Consider the following 22,706-nt stretch of genomic DNA (forward strand, 5'->3'; position numbering starts at 1 on the left):
CCGTGCTGTTCGCACCCGTACTCCACTCGGAGTGGCTCAAGATCCGCACCCTGCGGTCGCTCGTCGCGGGACTGGGTGCAGTCGTCCTCGTCACCGCGGCGTTCTCCGCACTCGCCGGCCTCGACAACTCCGCGGACGCGGACTTCGACCCCTTGTTCTCGGCGTTCTTCGGCGTCAGCTTCGGGCAGATCGCCGCGATCACGTTCGGCGCGCAGGCCGTCTCGTCCGAGTTCCAGGGAGGTGCCCTGCGGGTCTCGCTGTCCGCCGTACCCCACCGCGGACGGTGGTTCGCGGCGAAGGCGACGGCCATCGGCGTGCCCGTCCTGGCCGTCGGCCTCCTCACCGGATGTGTGAGCCTGGCCGTGGGCAAGGCCGTCCTCGGCGACCGGGCAAGCGGGATGAGCTGGGGCGAGGGGCTGCGGGGAGTCGTGGGCTGCGGGATCTACCTGGCGCTGATGGCCCTCTTCGCGGCCGGGCTGGCCATGCTGCTGCGCAGCGGCGTCGCCACACTGAGCATCCTCATCCCCTTCCTCCTGATCGTCTCCTTCGTGGTCGGGGACGTGTCGGGGAGCGCCGCCGACTTCCTGCCCGACAAGGCGGGGCAGGTGGCACTGCACGAGACATGGGGCGGCGCGCTCGGGCCGTGGACCGGGCTCGCGGTGACGGCGGTGTGGGCGGGGGTTGCGCTCCTGGCCGGAGCCTGGAGCGTTCGCCGTCGGGACGCGTGAACCCGAGAGCTCGATGTCACCTGACGGGCCGCCAAATGTCAGTGGTGACCGCTTTACTGGACTTCATGACCACTGACCGACACCTCGCCACGATCGACGAGCTGTGCGTCCGCGACTTCCCCGCGGCGCACGGCTGGTCGGACATCGGCGCGGGGGGACCCGGCTACCACCTGGTGGTGCTGGAGACGACGCACGGCTTAGGGACGGGTGACCAGGGGGAGCGGACGGAGATCGCGCACCAGTTCACCGCCTACAGAGAGGGCGTCTCACAGCGGCTGAACGAGCGTTGGGGACAGGCGCACCCCACGAGCCTGGACGGCGTCTTCCTGCGCTCCGAGGACCCGGAAGAGCAGATACCGAAGCCGTGGGCCTACCTCAGCGCCTACGTGAGATACGTGGACCTGTGGGAGGCCGACGGCACCGGGCGCTGGGTCGCCGTGGGGGTTTCGGAGCCGAAGGAGGGGCTGGAGTTCCAACTCTTTGCGCTGGTCACGGAGTTGGCCCCGCCGTGACGGGTCCCCGAGTCGGCCCTGCCGAGACCCGTCACGCTTGCGCGGCCGCCCGCAACCGGCCGAACTCCTCCGCCATCGTCGCCGCCGTCCAGTGCGCGTTCAGACCACTGGGGTTGGGCAGCACCCACACACGAGTCGAGCCGAACGTCCGCTCCTGCGGCCCGATCTTGGCCTTGCGGTCGTCGAAGGCCGCCCGGTAGGCGGTCACGCCCACCACGGCGAGCCACCGCGGCCGCAGCCGCTCCACCCTGGCGGCGAGCAGCCGCCCGCCCTCTCGGTACTCGTCCGCGCTCAGCTCGTCCGCCCGGGCGGAAGCCCGCGCCACCACATTGGTGATGCCGAGCCCGTACGAGAGCAACTCGCCCTGCTCCGACGGCTTCAGCAGCCGGGGCGTGAAGCCGGACAGATGCAGCACCGGCCAGAATCGGTTGCCGGGACGTGCGAAATGGTTGCCCGTCGCAGCCGTCATGAGTCCGGGGTTGATACCGCAGAACAGCACCTGGAGACCGTCCGCGACGACATCCGGCACGAGCCGGTCGCGGGCGGCCTCCAGCTCGGCGGGGGTGAACCGTGTCAGAGGATCGCCCCCGGCGTGTAGCCCGCGGCCTCCGGGTGCTGCTTCACGATCTCCTCGATCCTGGCGACGACGGCGGTCACCTGGTCGGCGGCGGCACCCGTGAAGGACAGCTTGTCGGCCATCAGCGCGTCGAGCCCGGCGCGGTCCAGCGGGATGCGCTCGTCCGCGGCGAGCTTGTCGAGCAGTTCGTTGCGCTCGGCACCCTGCTCACGCATGGCGAGGGCGGAGGCGACGGCGTTCTCCTTGATTGCCTCGTGTGCGACCTCACGGCCGACACCCGCGCGCACCGCGCCCATCAGGACCTTGGTCGTCGCGAGGAAGGGCAGGTAGCGGTCCAGCTCACGCGCGACGACGGCCGGGAACGCGCCGAACTCGTCGAGCACGGTCAGGAACGTCTCCAGCAGACCGTCCAGCGCGAAGAACGCGTCCGGCAGCGCGACCCGGCGCACCACCGAGCAGGACACATCGCCCTCGTTCCACTGGTCGCCCGCCAGCTCGCCCGTCATCGAGGCGTAGCCGCGCAGGATGACCATCAGGCCGTTGACGCGCTCGCAGGAGCGGGTGTTCATCTTGTGCGGCATCGCGGAGGAGCCGACCTGACCGGGCTTGAAGCCCTCGGTGACCAGCTCGTGCCCGGCCATCAGCCGGATCGTCTTCGCGGTGGACGAGGGCGCCGCGGCCAGCTGCACCAGCGCCGTCACGACCTCGTAGTCGAGCGAGCGCGGGTAGACCTGGCCGACGGACGTGAACGCCTGCGAGAAGCCCAGGTGCCGGGCGATCCGCTGCTCCAGGTCCGCGAGCTTGGCCGCGTCCCCTCCCAGCAGGTCGAGCATGTCCTGGGCCGTGCCCACCGGGCCCTTGATGCCGCGCAGCGGGTAGCGGGCGAGCAGCTCCTCGACCCGGCCGTACGCGACGAGCAGCTCGTCGGCTGCGGTCGCGAAACGCTTGCCGAGTGTCGTCGCCTGCGCCGCCACGTTGTGCGAGCGACCCGCCACGACCAGCTCGCCGTACTCGCCCGCGAGCTTGCCCAGGCGCGCCAGGACGGCGACCGTACGGTCGCGCATCAGCTCCAGGGAGAGCCGGATCTGCAGCTGCTCGACGTTCTCGGTGAGGTCCCGGGACGTCATGCCCTTGTGCACGTGCTCGTGCCCGGCGAGGTCGTTGAACTCCTCGATCCGCGCCTTCACGTCGTGCCGCGTGACCTTCTCGCGCTCGGCGATCGAGGCCAGGTCGACCTGGTCGAGAACCCGCTCGTAGTCGGCGAGGGCGGCCTCCGGCACCTCGATCCCGAGGTCCTTCTGGGCCCGCAGCACAGCGAGCCAGAGCTGACGCTCCAGCCTCACCTTCTGCTCGGGGGACCACAGGGTGGCGAGCTCGGCCGAGGCATAGCGGCCGGCGAGGACGTTCGGGATACGGGGCTTTGCGGGCGCAGTCACGTGTACGGATTCTACTGGCGGTTCCTGCAGGCCAGCGCCACGGGCCCGTTTGTCGGAAGCTACGAGAGCGCGGCGCGGGGTCGGGAGACGGCCCCGCGGTGATCCACGGATTCCGCCCCGGCCGTCTACGATCCCGCGTCGGCCAGCTCCGCCAGGATGTCGCCGTGGCACAGCTCCGGCGCACACCAGCAGGCCAGCGTCCTGCCGCGCAGCTCCGGCACGAGGGCGAGCAGATCGGGGCGTTCGAGAAGGTGTGCCCGGTACTTGGCCATCACCTCCGTGCGGGTGCCGTCGCGCTTCTTGGTGGCGGTGTCGTAGGCGAACGGGTTGTACAGCGGGTGCTGGGGAAGGTCCCAGTGCCCCATGGTCCAGCGGCGGCCGACGTACACGAGGTCCGCCGGTGCGTCCTCCAGGCGCGGGCCGAAGTCGTGGATGCGGCCCTTGAGGTTGATGACGGTGGTGGTCACGGCGGACTCCGTTCCCTTGGCGCGGCTCGTGGGGCGGCGAGCCCGATCATGCGCCGCGCGGGCCGCACACGCCACCGGTCGGCGGCCCGCCGAACGCCGCGAAGCGCTCGGTGTCCCCCACACCCTGCGCCCCGGGCCCTTGTCAGGGCTTACGCCCCCGGCGTCTCGTACGGCAGCAGGTCCGGTCGCTTGGCCGGGCGGCCGTCGCCCGACGAGCGGCCGGTGAGACGGCGGCCGATCCACGGCAGCAGGTACTGCCGGGCGAAGCGCGCGTCGGCGGTGCGGCGGGCGCCCCAGCCGGGCGGCGGGGACGGCGGCATGGGCGTGCGCCAGTCGGCGTCCTCCGCGTCGTACCCGAGTGTCTGCCACACCGCCTCGGCGACCCGGCGGTGTCCCTCGCCCGTCAGGTGCAGCCGGTCGACGTCCCACATACGGGGGTCGCCCAACGACGGTGCGCCGTAGAGGTCGACCACGAGCGCGCCGTGCCGGGAAGCGAGGTCGTCCACGCAGGCGAAGAGTTCCTCCATGCGCGGACGGAACCGTGCCAGGACCGGGCCCTGGCGGCCGGGGCTGCGCATCAGCACGAGCTGTTTGCAGGCCGGGGCGAGACGCTCGACGGCCTCCTCCAGGAGTCCGCGGACCTGCCCCATGTCGCACTTGGGCCGCAGGGTGTCGTTGAGCCCGCCCACGAGTGTGATCACGTCGGGCTGCATGGCCGCGGCGACGTCGACCTGCTCGGCGACGATCTGTCCGATGAGCTTGCCTCGTACCGCGAGGTTGGCGTACCGGAATCCGGGAGTCCGAGCGGCCATCCGGGCCGCGAGGAGGTCGGCCCAGCCCCGGTACGAGCCGTCGGGGAGGCGGTCCGACATGCCCTCGGTGAAGGAGTCGCCGAGCGCGACAAAACTGGTGTAAGTGGCATTCGTCTGCATGGCGGAAGAGATGATAACCCGTGCACATACCCGCCGGTCTGCCGCCCGGCGCACGCCCGCAGCGCGATCTCCACCGCGGGGCGCCCCATACCGGCCGCCCGTACACCGTCCGGCGCCACACGAGTCAGCCCCGCGCGTCGCCCGCCCGCATCACACCGGCTGCCCGAACAACTCCCTCAGCACGTCCTCCATCGTCACCAGTCCGGCCAGTCGCCCGTCCGCACCCAGGACCGCGGCCAGGTGCGTACGGCTGCGCCGCATCGCCGTCAGTACGTCGTCGAGCGGTGTGCTCTCCCGGACGCGCGCGATGGGCCGCATGTCCTGGACCCGGAACGGCAGGTCGCGCGGCATCGCCTCCAGCGCGTCCTTGACGTGCAGGTAGCCGACGATGCGGCGCCCCTCGTCCACCACGGGGAAGCGAGAGAAGCCGGACTCGGCGGACAGCGCCTCCAACTGCTCGGCCGTGACACCCACGCGCGCGTACACGACGCTTTCCAGCGGGAGCACCACGTCCCGCACGGGACGGCGCCCCAGTTCCAGGGCGTCGTGCAGCCTCTCCTGCGCGCGGTCGTCGATCAGCCCGGCCTCGCTGGAGTCCTTGACCAGCCGCGCCAGTTCCGTGTCCGAGAACGTCGCGGACACCTCGTCCCGCACCTCGACCCGCATCAGATTCAGCAGCCCGTTCGCGAACGCGTTGATCGTGAAGATCACCGGCCGCAGCGCCCGCGACAGCCCGACCAGCGGCGGACCGAGCAGCAGCGCCGTCCGTACCGGCTCGGCGAGTGCGATGTTCTTCGGCACCATCTCACCGAGGAGCATGTGCAGATACGTGGCCAGGGAGAGCGCGATCACGAACGAGATCGCGTGCCCGGTGCCCTTCGACAACCCCACCGCGTGGAACACCGGCTCCAGCAGATGCGCGATGGCCGGCTCCGCGACCACACCCAGGACCAGCGTGCACAGCGTGATGCCGAGCTGCGCCGCCGCCATCAGCGCGGACACGTGCTCAAGCCCCCACAGCACGCTGCGCGCCCGCCGGTCGCCGTCCGCGCCGCCTTCCATGGACTGCTCGATCTGACTGCGGCGAACGGAGATCAGCGCGAACTCGGCCCCCACGAAGAAGGCGTTCACGACGAGGGTCAACAGACCGATGAGCAGCTGTACGGCGGTCATCGTTCGCCCCCTTCACGAGATTTCCCGGGCCGTTCGGTTGGGACGTCCACGGCGCGCGGCGCGTGCATCAGCACCCGCGCGGCCCGCCGCCCCGACGCGTCCCCCACGTCCAGCCGCCAACCGGCGACCTCGACCGTGTCGCCCTCGGCGGGGATGCGCCCCAGCTCGGTCGCGATCAGGCCCGCGAGCGTCTCGTACGGCCCTTCCGGCGCGCGCAGTCCGACCCGGGCCAGCCGGTCGATGCGTACGGAGCCGTCGGCGGAGTACAGCGTGCGGCCCTCGTCGTCCGTGCCGGCCGGGGCCAGATCGGGCGTCTCGTGGGGGTCGTGCTCGTCCCGCACCTCTCCGACGACCTCCTCGACGATGTCCTCCAGGGTCGCGACCCCGGCCGTGCCGCCGTACTCGTCGATGACGACGGCCATCGTGCGCCTGCCGGACAGCCGGTCCAGGAGCCGGTCGACGGTGAGCGACTCCGGTACGAGCAGGGGCTCGCGCATCAACTGCGACACGCGCGTACGAGCCCGGTGGTCGGCCGGCACGGCGACGCAGTCCTTGATGTGCGCGACACCGACGACCGAGTCGAGGTTGCCGCGGTAGACGGGAAAGCGGGACAGCCCGGTCGCCCGGGTCGCGTTCGCCACGTCCTCGCAGGTCGCCTGGACGTCGAGGGCGATGACCTGGACGCGCGGCGTCATCACGTTCTCCGCGGTGAGGTCCGCGAGGTTCAGCGTGCGCACGAACAGCTCGGCGGTGTCCGGCTCCAGAGCACCCTGCTTCGCGGAGTGCCGGGCCAGCGCGACCAGTTCCTGCGGGCCGCGCGCGGAGGCCAGCTCCTCGGCGGGCTCGATGCCGAAGAGGCGTACGACACGGTTGGCCGTGTTGTTGAGATGGGTGATGAACGGCCGGAACAGCGAGCTGAACCAGCGTTGGGGTGTCGCCACCCGCTTGGCCACGGCGAGCGGCGAGGAGATCGCCCAGTTCTTGGGCACCAGCTCGCCGACCACCATCAGGAAGACCGTCGACAGGGCCGTACCGATGATCAGGGCCACGGACGAGGACGCGGACTCCGGGACACCTGCGGCCTCCAGGGGACCCGCGATGAGCTTGGCGACGGACGGCTCGGCCAGCATGCCGACGACCAGGTTCGTGACCGTGATGCCGAGCTGGGCACCGGAGAGCTGGAAGGTGAGGTTCCGTACGGCCTTGAGGGCGCCCGCCGCGCCGACCTCGCCGCGCTCGACGGCCCGCTCCAGTTCACTGCGCTCGACCGTGGTCAGTGAGAACTCAGCCGCGACGAAGGCGCCGCAGGCGAGCGAGAGCAGCACCGCCACGGCGAGGAGGAGCAGTTCGGTCATCGGGTCACCTCCGTCCCATGATCGGCCACGGGCGGGGGAATCGCGCGATGACGGCAGGAGAGGACGCCGTGCCGTCGGGTACCGGGAGGCTCGCCCATGGGCGGAGGCTCACACCTTTCCTAGGGAGACGACTTTGCTGGGGGAACGACCGGGTCCCCTGCAGACAGAGGATCAAGCACGTCCCGCGCTTCGGTCAGTCGGCCAGCGGCTTGACCCAGCGTCGCCAGTGGTCCTCGCGATGGTAGCCAGTGGCCGCCCAGGTGTGGTGTGCCTGTTCGTTGTCCTCCAGGACCATGGCGTCGACGCGGCGCCCGCCCAGGGCGGCGAAGCGTTGTTCGGCCGCTTCCAGCAGAGCGCTCGCGATGCCCTGCCGGCGGTGGTCCGGGTGTACGGCCAGCCGGTAGGCGGAGCATCGCCATCCGTCGAAGCCGGCTATGACGGTTCCCGCCAGAGCGCCGTCGCGCTCCGCGAGGAGCAGGGCTTCGGGGTCTCGTGTGACGAGGGCGGCCACCCCGGCATGGTCGTCGCTGATGCTGGTTCCTTCCGCGGCCTCGCGCCAGAAACGCAACACGGTGTCGATGTCGGCGAGGGTGGCGAAGCGGATATGAAGATCACTCATGGGGCGAGCCAAGCAGAGCGGCGACCTGTCTGGCGAACGGATTCCGAACCGAGTGATCAAGTCCACGGATCATGAATCGCTGGTGTCGGTGTCGGTGTCGGTGTCGGTACGGGTGCCGGTGCCGGTGCCGGTGCCGCTGTGCTCGTGCCCGGGCCATGTCCCGTGCCTCAGGTCCGCTTCGGCAGCGGCCAGATAGACGGTTGTGGCGAGCCACTGAGTCGCGTACCGGTCCGGGTCGGCTCCGCTGTGGCGTCCGAAGACGTCGAGGGAGCGGTGCCCGGCCACCGTGCCGAGCGCGGTGATCAGGTCCGAGCCGGTGACGAGCCCGCTGCGGCGCAGCACGGCCGCATGGCCGTGGTGATCGTTGCCGCGCGTGGATTCGGCGGCGATACGGCGTCCTCCCGTGACGGCCAGTTCGACCAGACGCCGGACGCGCCAGAGTGGCGAGTCGGCGGACGGGATGGCGCGGGAGGCGTAGGAGGAGGGGGTGGGCGGGGACGGAGGGATGTCCGGCGGGAAGTGATCGCTTTGCAGCAGGTCGTAGCCGAGATCGGCGCGGCCCTGCCAGTCGTCCGGGAGGCGCAGGGTCGCCCCGGTGCCGGGTGCGGGGCCGACTGCGAGCGCACGGAGAGTCGTGACCCGGTCGGGGTCGAGGCGGCCGAGGACCCGGATCCGCAGCCCGGGACGAGCGCCCAGCTGCCGGAAATTGGCGGTGTGGGCGAGAGCGGGATGGCCCTGGGCGGGGGCCAGCCGGACCGGCGGACCGGGGACGGGCCGGCTGCTCGCAAACTCGTCTCCGCCACAGGGCAGTTCACGGACCAGCAGATCCTCGCCGTCGGTCGCGGCGATCTCCACATCACACCCGATCAGGGGACGGGCGTACCCGGCGTCTTCGGGGTCACCGGTCCCTTCGTGGTCACCGGCCCCTTCGGGAGCACCAATGAGCGATGCCGGGAACCGCACGGCGGCTGACTCGGCGAGCGGGCGGGCGAACACCGTCGCCGGCGCGGCCTCGGTCCAGGGCCGTCCGGCGGCGAAGGTGGCACGGACACCTCTTTCCGCAATCAGGCGCCCCTCCGGGGAGACGGTCGCTCCCGAGATGATCAGGCCGCCGCGGGACACCCGGAAGTGGTCGCTCAGGAAGCTCCGGATGGCGACGAGGGCGGTACCGGCCCGTCGTGCCCGCGCCGCGCCGCCGGGCTGGACGTCGCGGAGCGTGTACCAGCGGCCGTCGTCGTCGAGGAGATGTGTGACCACCCCGCCGAGGTCGTCGGCGCCGATCACGGGTTCGCGGCAGACGCCGTAGAGCCGCAGGGACCCGTCGGGGCGGTGGTTGCGGCGGACGGCGCCGATCAACGCGGGCTCGGGATCGCCGGCCTTCAACAGGTGCACGACGAGGAGGAGTTCACGCAGGGCGGTCACCAACTCGGCGAGTCTGCCGGGGCTGTACGGGTCGCGCGCCGTGCGCAGACAGCGCACCACGCTCAGGGCCGCGGCCTCCGCGCGGTGGAGGCCCGTGAGGCGTGCCGTGTGGGCGGCGCGGAGCAACTCGGCCTGAAGGACCGCTCCCGTACCGGCCGTTCCGGCCGAGAGCACGGCTGCGGCCGCCGTCCAGAGGTCGGCGGCGGCACGGATCTGGGCGGCTGCGGGCCCCGTGGGGGCGGCGGTCGGGGCGCGGTCGGGCTCGGGGCCGGGGCCCGCGAGGCGGTTCGGCTCGGCGGGGCGGACGCGCTCTGTGGGGCCGGCCTGCGCGGAAGGGCTTACTCGCTCGGTGGGAATGGGCTGCGCGGTGGGGCGGTTCCCGTCGGTGGGATCGTCCGGGCCGGCGATACAGGCCGGTCCAGTGGTACGGGCCGGTCCAGCGGTACGGTCCGGTCCGGCGAGCGGGCCGACACCGGCGGGTTCAGCGGCTGTGCCGGGCCCGGCGAGTACGGACGGGGCGATGACCACGGGCCGCGCGGGTTCCGTGACCGCGACCGGGCAGGCACCCAGCACTGCCGTCCGATGCAGGCACCGCGGTGCCAACAGGCAGGTGCACCGGGCCTGTTCGGTGTCGGTGACCGCGCCGGACTGGTCCGGCGCCAGGGTCACCAGGGCATCCTCGCCGCAGCGGACGCGGAACGTCCCGCCCTCGACGGTGACGGGCGCGGCCGCCAACGCCTCGACGGCCGCGTCCAGTCTGCCGCGGAGGCGGGTGGTGAGACTCTCCACCGCGACGGCGAACACTTCCGGTGCGACCGGAGGGAGTTGGGTGGTCATGCCGGAACGGGTCATCGAGGTGCTCCATGAAAGCGCTCGTCCACCTGACGAGCGAGCGAGAGAGGACCGAAGGACGGGGTGCGGGGCGGTGAGTACGGCGCGGACCGTCGTCGTGAGCGGCCGGGCAACCGAACGGCGTACGGGTGCACGGTCCTACGGGCGAAGCGACCGGAGCCGTACCCGGCTGGAGACCCGGCAGGGAGCCGTTTCCGGCCGAGCCGTACCCGGCCGACGGAGGCGGTCGTGCGCCGTGCCACGACCGCCCCTGCCCCGCGCTCCCTCGCCCCCGGCCCGTCCCTCGCCTCCGTACCAGGGATCAGCGGCTACGCTTTCGCGGCCGTGGCACCTCGAGTTCCTCCAGGCGGGGCTCGTCCCCGTCCAGCACCCGTCGCCAGGCCGTCCGGTAGAGATCGGCGACGGGGCCGGTGGGCACGACGACGCCCAGGACGGTCTCCTCGCCGTGGAGCAGGTCGTACATCGGCACCTTCCACCGCTCCAGCGGAACGTACGGCTTCGCCAGCTGGGTCCAGCCGCCGGGCAGGAACAGTGAGCGTCCCGCTCGGGTGCGGCTGCCTTCGAGTACGAGGTCGGTGGCGGCGAGTTCGGCGCGGGCGGCACGGAGCCGGGCCGTGCCACCGCGCTGTTTCGTCCAGCCGGTCCAGCGGGCGGTGTGGTGGTCCGTGGGATCCGGCATGGCGAGCAGCATCAGATAGATGACGGCGGCGTCCTCGCCGATGCCGTACCGCTTGGCCACCTCACCGACGAGGTCGGGCACGGACCGGGTGGGATCCTGCGGCCACCACAGACCGTCCGCGTCGCGTTCGCCCGCCACCGGTTCCCCGGGATCGGCGAGCAGCTCCGCGAACCGCCGGTCGTGGACCAGCCGGAGGCTGATGTCCTCGGCGGTCGGCCGTTCACCGGGGACCACCGCCGCCAGGTGGGGGTCGTTCCCGGCGGCGTCCAGCAGCGCGGGGCGGACGGCGGCGACGGGGTCGGGGACCGTGGTGCTCAGCACGACCGCGCCGTGGCGGACGAAGCCGTCACCGGTCTCCATGGGGTTCCCGGCGCCCCGGCGGAAGGCCTCCAGTTCGATCCGCCTGCCGAGGTTGATCAGCAGGCCCGGGTGGGCCAGCCGGGCGCGTACCGCGGTCAGCACCTCCGGGAGGAGAGCGCGGATCGGGTCGCCGGACGGGAGACGGTGGGCGAGCCAGGCGGCCAGGGCCACCGAACCGTTGAGGGTGCCTGTGCCGAAGCCGGGCGTGTTCTCGACGGAGCTCAGGTAGTGGCCTCTGGTCGTCCAGGTCAGGTCGTGGTTCAACTGCGGTTCGGACGCCCCGTCGAGGAACCCGCGCAGGGCGTCGGACGGTTTCCACCACCGCGCGGTCTCCACGGTGCGGACCGCGTCGTGGAGCACCTCCTCGGAGAGGGGCGCCCGCCGGCCAACCCGCCGGTTGAAGACCTCCGCCGCGGCGGCCACGTCCGGGCCGTCCGTCCACAGCCCGGACGGCTCGGCGGGCAGCAGCGCCGCCATGACGGCCTGCCAGACGTCGGCGTCCCGGCATCCCACGGCATCTCTGGCCACGGCGACGTCGGCCGACTTCACCCCGATCGCCTTGAGCGTCTCGGCGGGCACGGGCCTCTTCGCGTCGTCGGTCAGAGGCACGCCGGCGATCGTCAGCCGGGCCATGGTCGGGGAGATTCCGGTGAGCCGGGCGAACTCCTCGGCGGCCGCCGGGTACCAGGGCGCCGGACCGCGCTCGGCGAGCTCGGACCGGAAGGCCGTGAACCAGCCGGGCGCACGGGCCGGCTCCGGGGCGAAGGGCTCGGCGGACAACAGCGTGTACGGAGCGGGCGCCTCGAACCGGCCGGCCGGATCGTGGAAGACCGCCCTGAACACCTGGCCGTCGGCGTCGCTTCGGCTCCATTCGTTGAGGAAGACGAGGAACGCGCCGTCGTCCAACTGCAGCACCGTCGTCACATTGCTGCTCAGGGAGCCGGGCCCCTGGAACAGACTCCGGTCCAGACGCAGCCGGGCAAGGCGCCAGTGGCCGGGGTCCAGCACCGCGAGTTCCTGGGCGTCCAGTTCGGCGAGGAGCGTCTCCAGCACGTGCCTGTGATCCTCGGTGGTGGCCGTCGAGCCTGACCGCAGAGCCAACAGGGACGGCAGCGTGGGCAGGGCCAGCCAGTCCATGTCGCTCAAGGCACTCTGCTCGGGCAGGGCGGGGTGCGGACTGCCCGCCGGGGCCGGTTCGTTGAGGCCCCGCCGCGCCTTCCCGAGCAGCCGCAGCAGCTGGACGATCTTGCTGGACCCCCTGTGGTAGTAGTACGCACTGCCCTGCACCAGGTACCGGCGACCGTTGAGGCCGAGTCCTTGCAGCGCCGCGGTGAGCGCGCCGTCGCTGAGCTCGGGCCGTTGCTCCTTCCGGGCGCCGCCCGTGAGCACCGTGTCGAGCCGGGTGCGTGCCGCGTCCAGGATGTGCTGCTTGTCGGCGGCGTACCGCACCACCGAGGTGATGCCTGCGAGCAGCGCCTCGTGGCCGACCTGCGGCAGCAGGGTGCGGATCAGTCCGGGCAGTGGGTCCCGGCCGTCAGCGCCGGCCTGCTCCCTCACCGGACCGTCCTGGCCCGCGGTGTCCTCGGGCCGCTCCGTCAGGGGGGCCGCCAGAAGTGCTGCCGCGGTGTCCTCGTCGACCTCGCGGAGTGCGGCGGAGCCCTGTGGGTCGCGGGGTTGGAGCAGGTGCCAGAAGCGCAGGGGCGGCAGGAGCCGCGTTCCCGCGGTGAAGGTTCCGGCGGTGTGGTTCCGCGGGATCTCGGCCATCACCGTGCCGTTCCCGTCGACCAGCCTGATCCCGTCGTACTCCTGGATCACCGCCAGCGGCCGGTCGGCGCCGGGGAAGTCCACCACCCATCGCGGGCTGCGGCTGCGGCCTCTGCCGGGCGGTACGACGACCGAGCGCCCGGCCAGGTCCTCGCCCCGCCGCGAGCCGTCGGGCAGTGTCACCACCCGCCAGCCGAGCAGCCCGTCCACCGGGGAACACATCGGACCCGGCGCGACCGAGGGGGCGGGCAGCAGCCAGCCCGCCTCGAAGGTGCTTCCCTCCGGGGCGGTGCGCACGCCCTCGTCGAACCAGTCCGGCTGTTCGGGTTCGCCCTGGGTGTCGCTCACCGGGTCGTACGCGTGCCACGTCCTGTTCTTGTAGTCGGCGCCCAACTGGGCCCACACCCAGTACGACGTGCCGTCGCTGATCACCTGCCGAGCATGTGGAACGACCGTGTCCCCGCGGCGCAGTACCCCGTGACCGGTGGTCCGGCCGCCACCGGGAAGCGGGAGCGAGACGGGGGCCAGGTTTCCGTTCAGCCCGTCGCTCCCGTCCACGTTGGTGGTGCGGGAGTAGCCGGACCCCTCGACCGTCACCCACTGCGAGGGGGCGTGGTGCCAGTAGCCCTGCCTGCCGTTCGCATCGACCGGACGCCACCAGACGAACAACTCGCCGTCCACGTAGTGGTAGTCGACATCTCTGCGGTAGCGCGTCGCCTGGTCGGGGACGCACAGCTCGTGCGCGAGCGCCGTGCCCTCCGCACCGATCACCCGGAGGTGCTTGCCGGCCAGGACGATGAGGTGCGGCCAGGCGTCGGCGACGAGGACCTCCCGCTGCAGATCCCCGGATTCGTGTCCTTCGAGCGCCTCTTCCCAGGCGGGCCAGCCCAGTTCGTCGAGGAGTCCGGACCGCAGGGCGCGGGCGAGCACCGGGGCGACTCCGGTGCTCAACGCCTCTCGAACCGCCGTCTCGGCAACCGCGAGTACTTCTCCCGGCAGCCAGTTCAGCGTCTGGAGAACGCCGCGGTAGCCGTCGAACGCGGGCAGCTCCGCCGTGACGTACCTCCGGCTGACCTCGCCCACCCATTCGGCGAGCATCGGCCGTCCACCGGGGGACCCGGCCAAGGTGACGACGGTCGGCATGCCATCCCGTCCTTCCTCCTGGGGGCAGCCATTGCGGAACGCCGCATGGAAGCGGGCGTCGGCTTCGAGGGCGACGAGATCGCGCCGGTGTTCACAGGCAGCCCACGACACCAGGTTGAGGCGATGACGCTCCTCGGGCTCCGCCACCGGTATGCCCAGGGCCAGCAGCTGGTCGAGGAGGTTCACATCGCCGACAGGGGGCGTCAACAGGCCGCCGGAGGCCTCCAGTTCGGTGCGCAGAGTGCCGGCCATGCGGTCGACGAGCGGATAGAGCTCTGCCGGAGCGAGGTAGTAGTCGGCCCGCCACAGCTCCAGGAATCTGCGGGTCCAGCCTGCCGTGCCGTCGGCGGGACGCACTTCGGCGGGCAGGGTGGTGTCGCAGAGGCCGGCGGTGGCACCGGACTTCTCCAACAGGTCGAGCCACTGGGGCAGTTCTTCCCGTTCCCATCCCGAGGGCATCAGTGCCAGCAGGGTGGCGAGGAAGGCGGGTTCCTGCCGGGTGAGTTCCAGCAGGGCCGGCCGGTGGGTCTTCCACCAGGTGGGCGGTGCCTTGACGGTACCGGGCTGGGTCAGCATCTCGCGCAGATAGGCGATCTCCTGCGCGAGCGCGTTCCTGCCCGCGGCCGCCTTCGCCAGTCTGCGCAGATCACCCGCGCCCGGACTCGACGGAGCCAGCCCGTTGGCGGCCAGGCGTATAAAGAGGTCGCGTACGTGCCGGAACGCCGTGGCGGCCGGTACCCGGGAGGACAGTCCCTTGGCGTAGCTGGAAAGTACCTTCGTCGGCACGGCCTGGGCCAGGGCGAACTCGAGGAAGACGGCGTCCATGCGTGCCTCGTCGAACGGCAGCGCGTGCGCCGTCTCGGCCTTGCGCGCGTTGACGAACATCTGGGACGCGTAGGCCCTCTCGTCGGCGGCCAGGAACACCCGGCCCGCCTGCTCGTAGAAGGCCGGCAGGAAATGCGGCACGGAACCCGCCAGCCGCTCGCCGATCGACTCGTAGGCGGCCCGCGCCTTCTTCGGCCGGGATTTCGCCGTCCGCGCCACCTTGTTCATCTCCTCGACCAGGGACATGGCCAGGTGGCCGTCCGAGGGATGATGAACCAGCACCCACTCCGGGAAGCCCAGCGCCCGCGGCTGCCCCAGACCGACCTCCACCGGCCCGCCCTGGGGTTCCAGGCCGAGGAAACCGGTGCCTAACCCGCCTCCCTGCTCGGCGGCGACCAGCCGTACGACGATCCGGCCGTCCAGGCCCGGATGCCGGTAGGCCTGCGTGAACACGGGCACCGCCCGATCACCGCCCCCGGTCGTTCCCGGGGGCAGTACCGCACCGGCTCGCAGCAGTTCCTCAGCCTCGGCCACCGCCGTCGCATCGCCCCGGGCCACCGCGCCGTTGGCCACCGTGTCGTTCATGATTCCGTGCCTTTCGCGGCCGTGCGGCCGGTCCCCTGGGCCCTGCTCGTCCGTGCGCGCCGGTCGGTCTCTGACCGTCCCGTTGTGCCGTTCACGCGGTGTGGTCCGCGGCCACGGTGCGGCCGGCGTGCAGGGCCGCGGCCATGCGCATACCCTCCGACCAGGCCACCGGGCCGACCTCGGACAGCCGCAACCGGTCCCGCCCATGGCACCAGCTCAGATCGCCGGTCCGGCCCCCTTCGTCGTAGTACGGATTGCCGATGCCGACCGACGCGGTGAAGATCCGCCCGCCGTCCCGGATCCGGCCGGTGACACAGCCGTCGGCGACCTTGTAGCCGAGCGAGGCGGCACGGGCGGAGAGATGGAACCACGAGCCGTACTCGGCACCGGAGAACTCACTGACCCTCTCGGCGTCAGCGTCGATGTCACCCGGCCTGCGCCAGGTGGCACGGTGGATCTGCTCGACACCCTGGACCACACCCAACTCCGCCGCGAACACCCGCAGTTCCTCCAGCTCCGGAAGCAGAACCGGGTGGGGCATGGTCACCGAGCGGGCGCAAAGGCGGACGGTCTCACCGTCCAGGTCCACCACCCGCAGCTCACCCGAATCGTCCGCGTCCCGCAGAAAACCGACCTCACCGGGGCCCTCGCCGACCACGACCACATCACGCAGTGCCGACCGCCACGCCTCATCGGGCCACACCCGCGCCAACAGGCCGGCCGGCACCGGCAGCGAGGACACCATCCAGGTGTCGACCTGCGCCGCACACTCCACCGCGTGCCGCTCCAGCCACTCGGCGAACCGCTGCAACTCGACCACTTCGGGACGGTCACGTAACTCCCCCGGCAGCGCTCTCAACCGCCCTGCCGGGGATGCCTCCGACGCGGACCGGGCCACCACCTGCCCCTCCACCAGAGCGATCTCATAGGTGTCGTCCACCGCAAGCCAGCCCATTGGTCTTCTCTGCCTCTTTCACCGTTCGGAAACCGGCACAGCGCGACCGGCGGCCCGAAACGACCCACCCCGCTGTGACTGTCCGCGAAAGAGTAGAGGCACCCACTGACAGTTTCCGGCGATCGAGCAGTCCTGAACTGTCGGGTCCTGTCGAGTTCTGTCGGTCTATGCCTCGCGCAGCCGCGCGATCACCGGGGCGAACGCCTCCATGTTCGGCTCCAGAACCGTCAGATACGAGAACCCGGACCGGTCCCGCTGCGCCCGCACCCGCTCGACGATGTCGTCCAGGGTCCCCACGAGGACAATCGGCAGTTCCAGGACCTGCTGCTCGGTCAGGTGGGGGATGTGGGACAGCCACGGCTGGATCGCGGCACCGGGGTCGTCGGTGACGGTGACGATCTGGATCAGCAGGTTCAGCTCGGCGGGCTCGGCGCGTCCGGCGGCCAACGTCCGGTACAGGGCGACCCGTTCGTCGAGTTCCTCCGCCGCGATCGGCTCCAGCGCACCGCCGTCCCGGGTGCGCGCTCCGGTGAACGCCGCGATGTCCGCGTGCTCGGCGGTCAGCCGCAGCATCCGGTCGCCGTTGGCGCCGATCAGCAACGGCACGCGCTTCTGCACGGGATGTGGCTGATGGTCCTCCGAGTCGAGAAGCCGCTCCAACTCCTCGACCGTACGCCGGAGATGGTCCACGCGCTCACCCGGTGAACCCCAAGGGAGGCCCGCCGTCTCGTGCTCCGCCTGTACGTAACCGGTGCCGAGCCCCAGTTCCAGGCGGCCGCCCGTCAGCGCGTCCGTCGTGGCCACCTCGCGGGCCAGCAGTGCCGGGTTCCAGAACCCGGCGTTGAGCACGAACGTGCCCACGCGCGGCCGCTCGGTCGCCTCGGCCGCGGCGACCAGAGCCGGAAAGGGGGCGGGCATGCCGAGGTGGTCGGGGGCCAGGATCACGTCGTAGCCGAGTTCCTCGGCCCGACGGCACTTCGAGCGCCATTCGTCGGCGGGTGCAAGGCTCATCAGATTGACGCCGAAACGGAACGGGCGGGCCATGAACTCTCCTCACCGGTAAGGGACTTGAGTACGCCGATCACGTCGCGCCCGGTACGTGGAGCTCACGTTGTACGTGGAGCTCGGCGTGTACGTGGAGCGCGCCCCGCGAGTCAATCACTCGTGCGCGATGGCCGCCAGCACGTTCATGCGCGATGCACGCAACGCCGGCAGCAGCGCCGCGACGATGCCCACGACGGCCGACCCCACCACGACCGCGACGAGAGTCGTCCACGGGATCGCGAGCGCCTTCATCCCCTGCAGAGCGAGAACCTGCTGCACGCACACGCCCCACACGAGTCCGAGCGCGAGCCCGAGGACCGCGCCGAACACGGCGATCACCACCGACTCCAGCCGGATCATCCGCCGCAACTGCCGCCGGGCGAGCCCGATCGCACGAAGCAGCCCGATCTCCCGGGTGCGCTCCACGACCGACAGGGCGAGGGTGTTGACCACACCGAGCACCGCGATGACGATCGCGAGGCCGAGCAGCGCGTACACCAGGTAGAGCAGCACGGCGATCTGATCGTGGATCAGCTTCTTGTAGTCGGCCAGGTCACGCACCTGCACCTGCGGATACGGGTCCAGCGTCTTGTCGAGGTTCGAGCGCAGGGTGTCGGCGGAGGTGCCGGAGGCCGCGTTCACGTACAGCGCGGAGTCCTGCCCGCCGGGCACGTACTTCTCGATCGTCCCGAAGCCGACGAACAGTCCGCCCTGCGTGCCGAAGCCCTCGGCGGCGTCCTGGTCGGTCAGCGCCCCCACCTTCAGTTCGGTCTTCCGACCACCGGGGAACTCGACGGGGATCGTGCTGCCGAGGCGTACGTCGTGGTCCTTGGCGAAGCCCGCGTCCATGCCGATGCTCCCGTCCGCGAGCGCGGCGGCCGTGTCGCCCTCGGCGTACGTGATGCGGGCGACCTCGTCGAGCTGCGACTCGTAGCCCGCCGCGGTCGTCTCGACGCGCTTGCCGTCGGGCAGCCGGACGGCAAGCGGCGTGAACCGCTGCCGTACGACGAGTCCCGCGCCCTCCGTGTCCTCCACCTTCTCGGTGATCTCCTGCGGGAACGGCAGGAAGTTGGCGTTCTGCACCACGAAGTCGGCGCCCAGCGTCTTGTCGATCTGGTCGTCGAAGGACTTGGACATGGACGCGCTCGCCACGGACATTCCGCCGACCAGGGCGAGGCCCACCATCAGGGCGGCCGCGGTGGCGCCTGTGCGGCGCGGGTTGCGCAGCGCGTTGCGCTGGCTCATCCGGCCGATCGAGCCGAACACGGCGGGGAAGAAACCGCCGAGGACGCGGATCACCGGCCGGACGAGCAACGGCCCGGCGATGACCGTCGCGATGAGGGTGAGGACGACACCGAGACCCAGCAGGGAGGCGGCGGACCCGGTCTCCGTGGCCGTCACGCAGCCAACCAGTGCGGCGGCGCCCAGCGCGCCGACGATCAGACCCACCGCGGCACGCACCCGCAACGGCCGTCCCACACCGGCGATTTCGGCGTCCGCCAGCGCGGCCATCGGCGACACACCGGCCGCGCGGCGGGCCGGCAGATACGCCGCGACGAAGGTGACGCCCACTCCGACGACGTACGCCGCGACGGGTGTCGGCCATCCGATGACCATCTCGGCGGTCTTCAGGTTCATGCCGAACAGGCCCATGAGCTCGATCAGCCCGATCGCGAGCCCGATGCCCGCGGCCAGACCGAGCGTCGAGCCGACCAGGCCCAGCAGCGTCGCCTCCAGGAGCACGGACCGGCGCACCTGCCGCCGGTCGGCGCCGAGCGCGCGCAACAGGCCCAGCTCACGCGTGCGTTGGGCGATCAGCATGGAGAAGGTGTTGACGATCAGGAACACCCCGACCAGGACCGCGATGCCGGCGAAGCCGAGCATCACGTACTTGATCACGTCGAGGAATCCGCCCAGTTGGGAGGCGGCCGTCTCCGCCTGCTCGTCGGCGGTCTCCAACTCGTAGGTGCCCGAGCCGATCTCGGCGGCGATGCGCTGCTTGAGCTGCGCGTCGCTCACGCCCTCCGCCGCGTCCACCTGGATGCTGGTGGCGACGCCCGTCCGGCCGAGCAGTTCGGCCGGCGCGACCGCCGGGTCGAGGAAGACCAGCGCGGCACCCGGGTTGGTGGTCTTGAAGGTCGCGATGCCGACGATCTCCACCTTGAACGACCCGGGCTGCGCGATGACGGTGAGGGTGTCACCGATGCCGACGTTCTTCTTGTCGGCGGTGTCCGCGTCGAGGAGCGCCTCGTCGGCGCCGTGCGGGGCGCGCCCCGAGGTCAGCTCCACGGGGCTGCGCTCGGTGACGTACCAGTCGGCCGCGATGGTGGGCGCGCCTGTGGTCGGTCCTACCGACTTGTTGTCGCTGTCGACGACGGTGATGTTCTCGACGGACACGTCCGGACGCGCGAGAGTGACCCCGTCGACCTTGCCGATGCGGTCCACGAGGCTCGTGGGCACGGTCGCGATCGCCCCGGAGGGGATCTGCGAGTTGAGATCCTCCTTCGGTGTCACGGTCACGTCGGCCGATGTGGACGCGAACAGCCGGTCGAAGGTGCGGGTGACCGTGTCCGAGAAGATCAGGCTGCCCGCGACGAACGCCACGGACAGGACGACGGCCAGCGCCGAGAGCAGCAGCCGGCCCTTGTGCGCGAGGAAACTCCGGAGTGTCGCCTTCAGCACGACAGCCTGCCTCAGTCCTTGTCGAGGGCGATGCCCTGGTCGGGAGCGATCCCCTGGTCGGTGGCGCCGTCGCCCTCGATCGTCCCGCGAATCGTGTCGAACCTCTTCATGCGTTCCAGCACCGCCTCCGCCGTGGGCCGTGCCATCTCGTCCACGATCCGTCCGTCCCCGAGGAAGAGCACCAGGTCGGCGTGGGCGGCGGCGCCCGGATCGTGCGTGACCATGACGACGGTCTGGCCCAGCTCGTCGACCGCGTCCCGCAGGAAGCCGAGCACTTCGAGCCCGGCCCGCGAGTCGAGGTTGCCCGTCGGCTCGTCCGCGAAGATCAGCTCGGGGCGCGAGGCGAGGGCGCGGGCGCAGGCGACGCGCTGCTGCTGTCCGCCGGAGAGCTGCGCGGGCCGGTGCTTGAGCCGGTCACGCAGGCCGAGCTGGTCGATGACCTGGTTCAGCCACTTCTCGTCGGCCTTCTTGCCCGCGATGTCCATGGGCAGCGTGATGTTCTCCGCCGCGTTCAGGGTCGGGATCAGGTTGAACGACTGGAACATGAATCCGATCCGGTCGCGGCGCAGCTGGGTCAGCTCGCGCTCCTTCAACCCGGTGATCTCGGTGTCTCCGAGCCACACCTGTCCGGCCGAAACGGTGTCAAGACCCGCCAGGCAGTGCATCAGTGTGGACTTCCCGGAGCCCGAGGGGCCCATGACCGCGGTGAAGCGTCCGCGCGCGATGTCCACGTCGACCGAGTCGAGGGCGAGCACGGTCGTCTCACCCGATCCGTATGCCTTCGTGAGGCCACGGGCGCGGGCCGCGATCCCCTCGGCGTCCGTGCGCCCGAGGGCGTGCTCCGCAGCTGCTGTGGACAAGGCCGCCTCCTAGGTGGGACTCCGGTGTCCGCGGGCGAGCCTAGTGTGATGCGCGGCACACTTGGTATCCCCCCGAGGTGTCGGTCGTTCTCCGCCGCAGGTCGGTGACCCTGGGATCCATGTAAGGGGCACCCTTAGGGGAGGGGGTGATTCGGGCCCTCTTGCCTGTGCTAGCACATCGGCGCTAGCTTCGAGGTATGGCTAAGACCCAGCTGAACGTGCGCGTGGACGAGGGCACCGCCCGCGCCGCGCGCGAACGCGCCCTGGCCCGCGGGATGAGCGTCAACCGCTACATCGAGGAACTGGTCAGACAGGACACCGGAGAAGCCGGCCACACCTTCGTCGAGGCCGCCGCCGATTTCATGAAGCAGTACGAGTCCGTCTTCGTCGAGGAGTTCGGCGCGGAGCGAGAAGGCCGTCGCTGAGCCCTTGAACGAACCCCTGAACATCAGAGTCGACCTCGCCTGGCTCCTCATGGTCGCCGAGCACAAGACGCCTGGCGACCCCCAGGTCACCGACTTCGGCGCCCTCGTGGCCGCCGTCAGCCGCCACGAGGCCGAGATATTCGGCGTCCCTGTCTACGACACCCCGCACACCCGCGCCGCCGCGCTGCTCCAGCTCCTGCTGCACGTCCCGGCACTCGAACGCTCCAACGCGATGTTCGCCATGGCCGTCGCCTACGCCTACCTCGTCGCCAGCGGCCTGAAGGTCGTCACCTCGCCCGAGCAGGTCCGTGAACTGGCCCGCCTGGTCAAGACCGGCGAGGCCACGGTGGACGACATCGCACGCGAACTGCGCCAGTGGAGTCTATGACCGCCTCGGGCTCCTGAGCAGGAACCCGGAATCCCGGTGCGGCCTTCCTGAGGCCGGGCGGTCCCGGCCTCAGGGGCCGGGCATGCTCGCGACCTCAGGAATCGGGCGGGCTCTCGGCCGTGGGCCGGCGCGCGGTCCCCAGCACGCAGTACGAACTCGGCATCCGCGGCCCCTTCTCGGGCACCAGCAGCCGACGGTACGGGCCCAGTTCGTACCCCGCGTCCCTGATCGCGCCGACGGGGTCACGGCTCACATGGCAGCCGCCGAAGAGCAGCGGCCACACCGTGCGGTCCAGGGCGCGCTGACCGGCGTTCATCGCGCGGCCGCCGCCCCTGCCGTGCTCGAAGAACCGCAGCTCACCGCCCGGACGCAGAACGCGGCGGATCTCGGCGAGGGCCCGCGGCAGGTCTCGTACGCTGCACAGGACCAGGGACACCACGGCCGCGTCGAAGGCCTCGCTCTTGACCGGGAGCGCCTCCGCGACTCCCGGGACCACGTCGACGGGCACGTCGGAGCGCAGGGCCGCGGTCACCGCCAATTGCCGCAGACGGCGCTCCGGTTCGATGGCGACGACCTCCGAGACCGTGCTCGGATAGTGGGCGAAGTTCAGTCCGTTGCCCGCGCCGATCTCGATGACCCGGCCGGAGAGCCCGGCGAGCAGTTCATCGCGGTGGACGCCGATGGCCGGTTCCGCCGCCACGCTGCACCTGGCGTAGAAGCGGGCGAACAGCGGGTGGTGAACCTGGGCAGGGGCCGGCTGACCAGTCCTGGCGGTGCTGGAGCGGCGCGGTCGCATGAGGGACCTCCCCTGAAGGTCGGGACCTACCGCGATTGTCCCCCGGGACGGGCTCGCTCACCCGTTCGCGGGTCGTTCTGTTCGCCGGGCACGGCGTCGCCCTGTGGCCCCGGCAGTGCGGGGACAA

18 protein-coding genes are annotated in these 22,706 nt (G+C 71.3%); 4 read left to right on the forward strand and 14 right to left on the reverse strand.

Annotated features, from left to right (window positions below; genetic code table 11):
* Positions 1-2: 2 nt before the first annotated feature.
* Both OG718_RS44170 and OG718_RS44175 read left to right on the forward strand, forming a co-directional pair.
* Positions 3-728, forward strand: a complete 726-nt coding sequence (locus OG718_RS44170) for an ABC transporter permease (RefSeq protein WP_143644235.1) — start codon at positions 3-5, stop codon at positions 726-728.
* A 65-nt stretch (positions 729-793) separates the two neighbouring features.
* Positions 794-1,240, forward strand: a complete 447-nt coding sequence (locus tag OG718_RS44175; RefSeq protein ID WP_306941140.1) for a hypothetical protein — start codon at positions 794-796, stop codon at positions 1,238-1,240.
* A 31-nt stretch (positions 1,241-1,271) separates the two neighbouring features.
* Here OG718_RS44175 and mug read toward each other — a convergent pair whose 3' ends face one another.
* From mug to OG718_RS44240, 13 genes are all read right to left on the reverse strand, one after another.
* Complete coding sequence (gene mug, locus OG718_RS44180; RefSeq protein ID WP_328847933.1) at positions 1,272-1,817, reverse strand: G/U mismatch-specific DNA glycosylase; 546 nt, start codon at positions 1,815-1,817, stop codon at positions 1,272-1,274.
* A complete protein-coding gene (gene purB, locus OG718_RS44185; RefSeq protein ID WP_328846799.1) occupies positions 1,814-3,253 on the reverse strand; it encodes an adenylosuccinate lyase in 1,440 nt (479 codons plus the stop codon). Before purB ends, mug begins: the two co-directional genes overlap by 4 nt.
* Before the next feature lie 125 nt (positions 3,254-3,378).
* On the reverse strand, positions 3,379-3,720 hold the full coding sequence (locus OG718_RS44190; RefSeq protein ID WP_143644239.1) for a DUF4326 domain-containing protein: 342 nt from the start codon (positions 3,718-3,720) through the stop codon (positions 3,379-3,381).
* Between the two features lie 149 nt (positions 3,721-3,869).
* Positions 3,870-4,652, reverse strand: coding sequence for an SGNH/GDSL hydrolase family protein (locus tag OG718_RS44195; protein WP_143644240.1), 783 nt, complete (start codon positions 4,650-4,652; stop codon positions 3,870-3,872).
* 150 nt (positions 4,653-4,802) lie between these two features.
* Entirely contained in the window at positions 4,803-5,825 is a 1,023-nt protein-coding gene (locus OG718_RS44200) for a hemolysin family protein (protein WP_328846800.1), read from the reverse strand.
* Entirely contained in the window at positions 5,822-7,180 is a 1,359-nt protein-coding gene (locus tag OG718_RS44205; protein ID WP_143644242.1) for a hemolysin family protein, read from the reverse strand. Before OG718_RS44205 ends, OG718_RS44200 begins: the two co-directional genes overlap by 4 nt.
* Before the next feature lie 193 nt (positions 7,181-7,373).
* The gene (locus OG718_RS44210; protein ID WP_328846801.1) at positions 7,374-7,799 is read right to left on the reverse strand and encodes a GNAT family N-acetyltransferase; all 426 of its coding nucleotides are present in this window, start codon (positions 7,797-7,799) and stop codon (positions 7,374-7,376) included.
* A 69-nt stretch (positions 7,800-7,868) separates the two neighbouring features.
* Positions 7,869-10,073, reverse strand: coding sequence for a hypothetical protein (locus OG718_RS44215; RefSeq protein ID WP_328846802.1), 2,205 nt, complete (start codon positions 10,071-10,073; stop codon positions 7,869-7,871).
* 301 nt (positions 10,074-10,374) lie between these two features.
* Positions 10,375-15,429 carry a DNA-binding protein gene (locus tag OG718_RS44220; RefSeq protein ID WP_328846803.1) on the reverse strand — a complete coding sequence of 1,685 codons (5,055 nt, stop codon included), beginning with the start codon at positions 15,427-15,429 and terminating at the stop codon, positions 10,375-10,377.
* A 91-nt stretch (positions 15,430-15,520) separates the two neighbouring features.
* The gene (locus OG718_RS44225) at positions 15,521-16,384 is read right to left on the reverse strand and encodes a DUF4132 domain-containing protein (RefSeq protein ID WP_328846804.1); all 864 of its coding nucleotides are present in this window, start codon (positions 16,382-16,384) and stop codon (positions 15,521-15,523) included.
* A 165-nt stretch (positions 16,385-16,549) separates the two neighbouring features.
* Positions 16,550-17,428 (reverse strand): LLM class F420-dependent oxidoreductase, encoded by an 879-nt coding sequence (locus OG718_RS44230; protein ID WP_328846805.1) that lies wholly within the window; start codon positions 17,426-17,428, stop codon positions 16,550-16,552.
* Between the two features lie 114 nt (positions 17,429-17,542).
* Positions 17,543-20,110, reverse strand: a complete 2,568-nt coding sequence (locus OG718_RS44235; protein ID WP_328846806.1) for an ABC transporter permease — start codon at positions 20,108-20,110, stop codon at positions 17,543-17,545.
* 11 nt (positions 20,111-20,121) lie between these two features.
* Positions 20,122-20,970, reverse strand: a complete 849-nt coding sequence (locus OG718_RS44240) for an ABC transporter ATP-binding protein (protein WP_143643040.1) — start codon at positions 20,968-20,970, stop codon at positions 20,122-20,124.
* 197 nt (positions 20,971-21,167) lie between these two features.
* On the opposite strand from OG718_RS44240, the gene OG718_RS44245 reads away from it, so the two are divergent.
* Together OG718_RS44245 and OG718_RS44250 are read left to right on the forward strand one after the other, a co-directional pair.
* Positions 21,168-21,395 carry a hypothetical protein gene (locus OG718_RS44245; protein ID WP_055615889.1) on the forward strand — a complete coding sequence of 76 codons (228 nt, stop codon included), beginning with the start codon at positions 21,168-21,170 and terminating at the stop codon, positions 21,393-21,395.
* Positions 21,396-21,444: 49 nt separating this feature from the next.
* Positions 21,445-21,783 (forward strand): hypothetical protein, encoded by a 339-nt coding sequence (locus OG718_RS44250; RefSeq protein ID WP_055615904.1) that lies wholly within the window; start codon positions 21,445-21,447, stop codon positions 21,781-21,783.
* A 94-nt stretch (positions 21,784-21,877) separates the two neighbouring features.
* Here the strand turns inward: OG718_RS44250 and OG718_RS44255 are convergent, their stop codons facing one another.
* On the reverse strand, positions 21,878-22,579 hold the full coding sequence (locus tag OG718_RS44255; RefSeq protein WP_143643039.1) for a class I SAM-dependent methyltransferase: 702 nt from the start codon (positions 22,577-22,579) through the stop codon (positions 21,878-21,880).
* Positions 22,580-22,706: the final 127 nt, after the last annotated feature.

The organism is Streptomyces sp. NBC_00258 (genome assembly GCF_036182465.1).
In the GTDB taxonomy this organism is placed as follows: Bacteria; Actinomycetota; Actinomycetes; order Streptomycetales; family Streptomycetaceae; genus Streptomyces.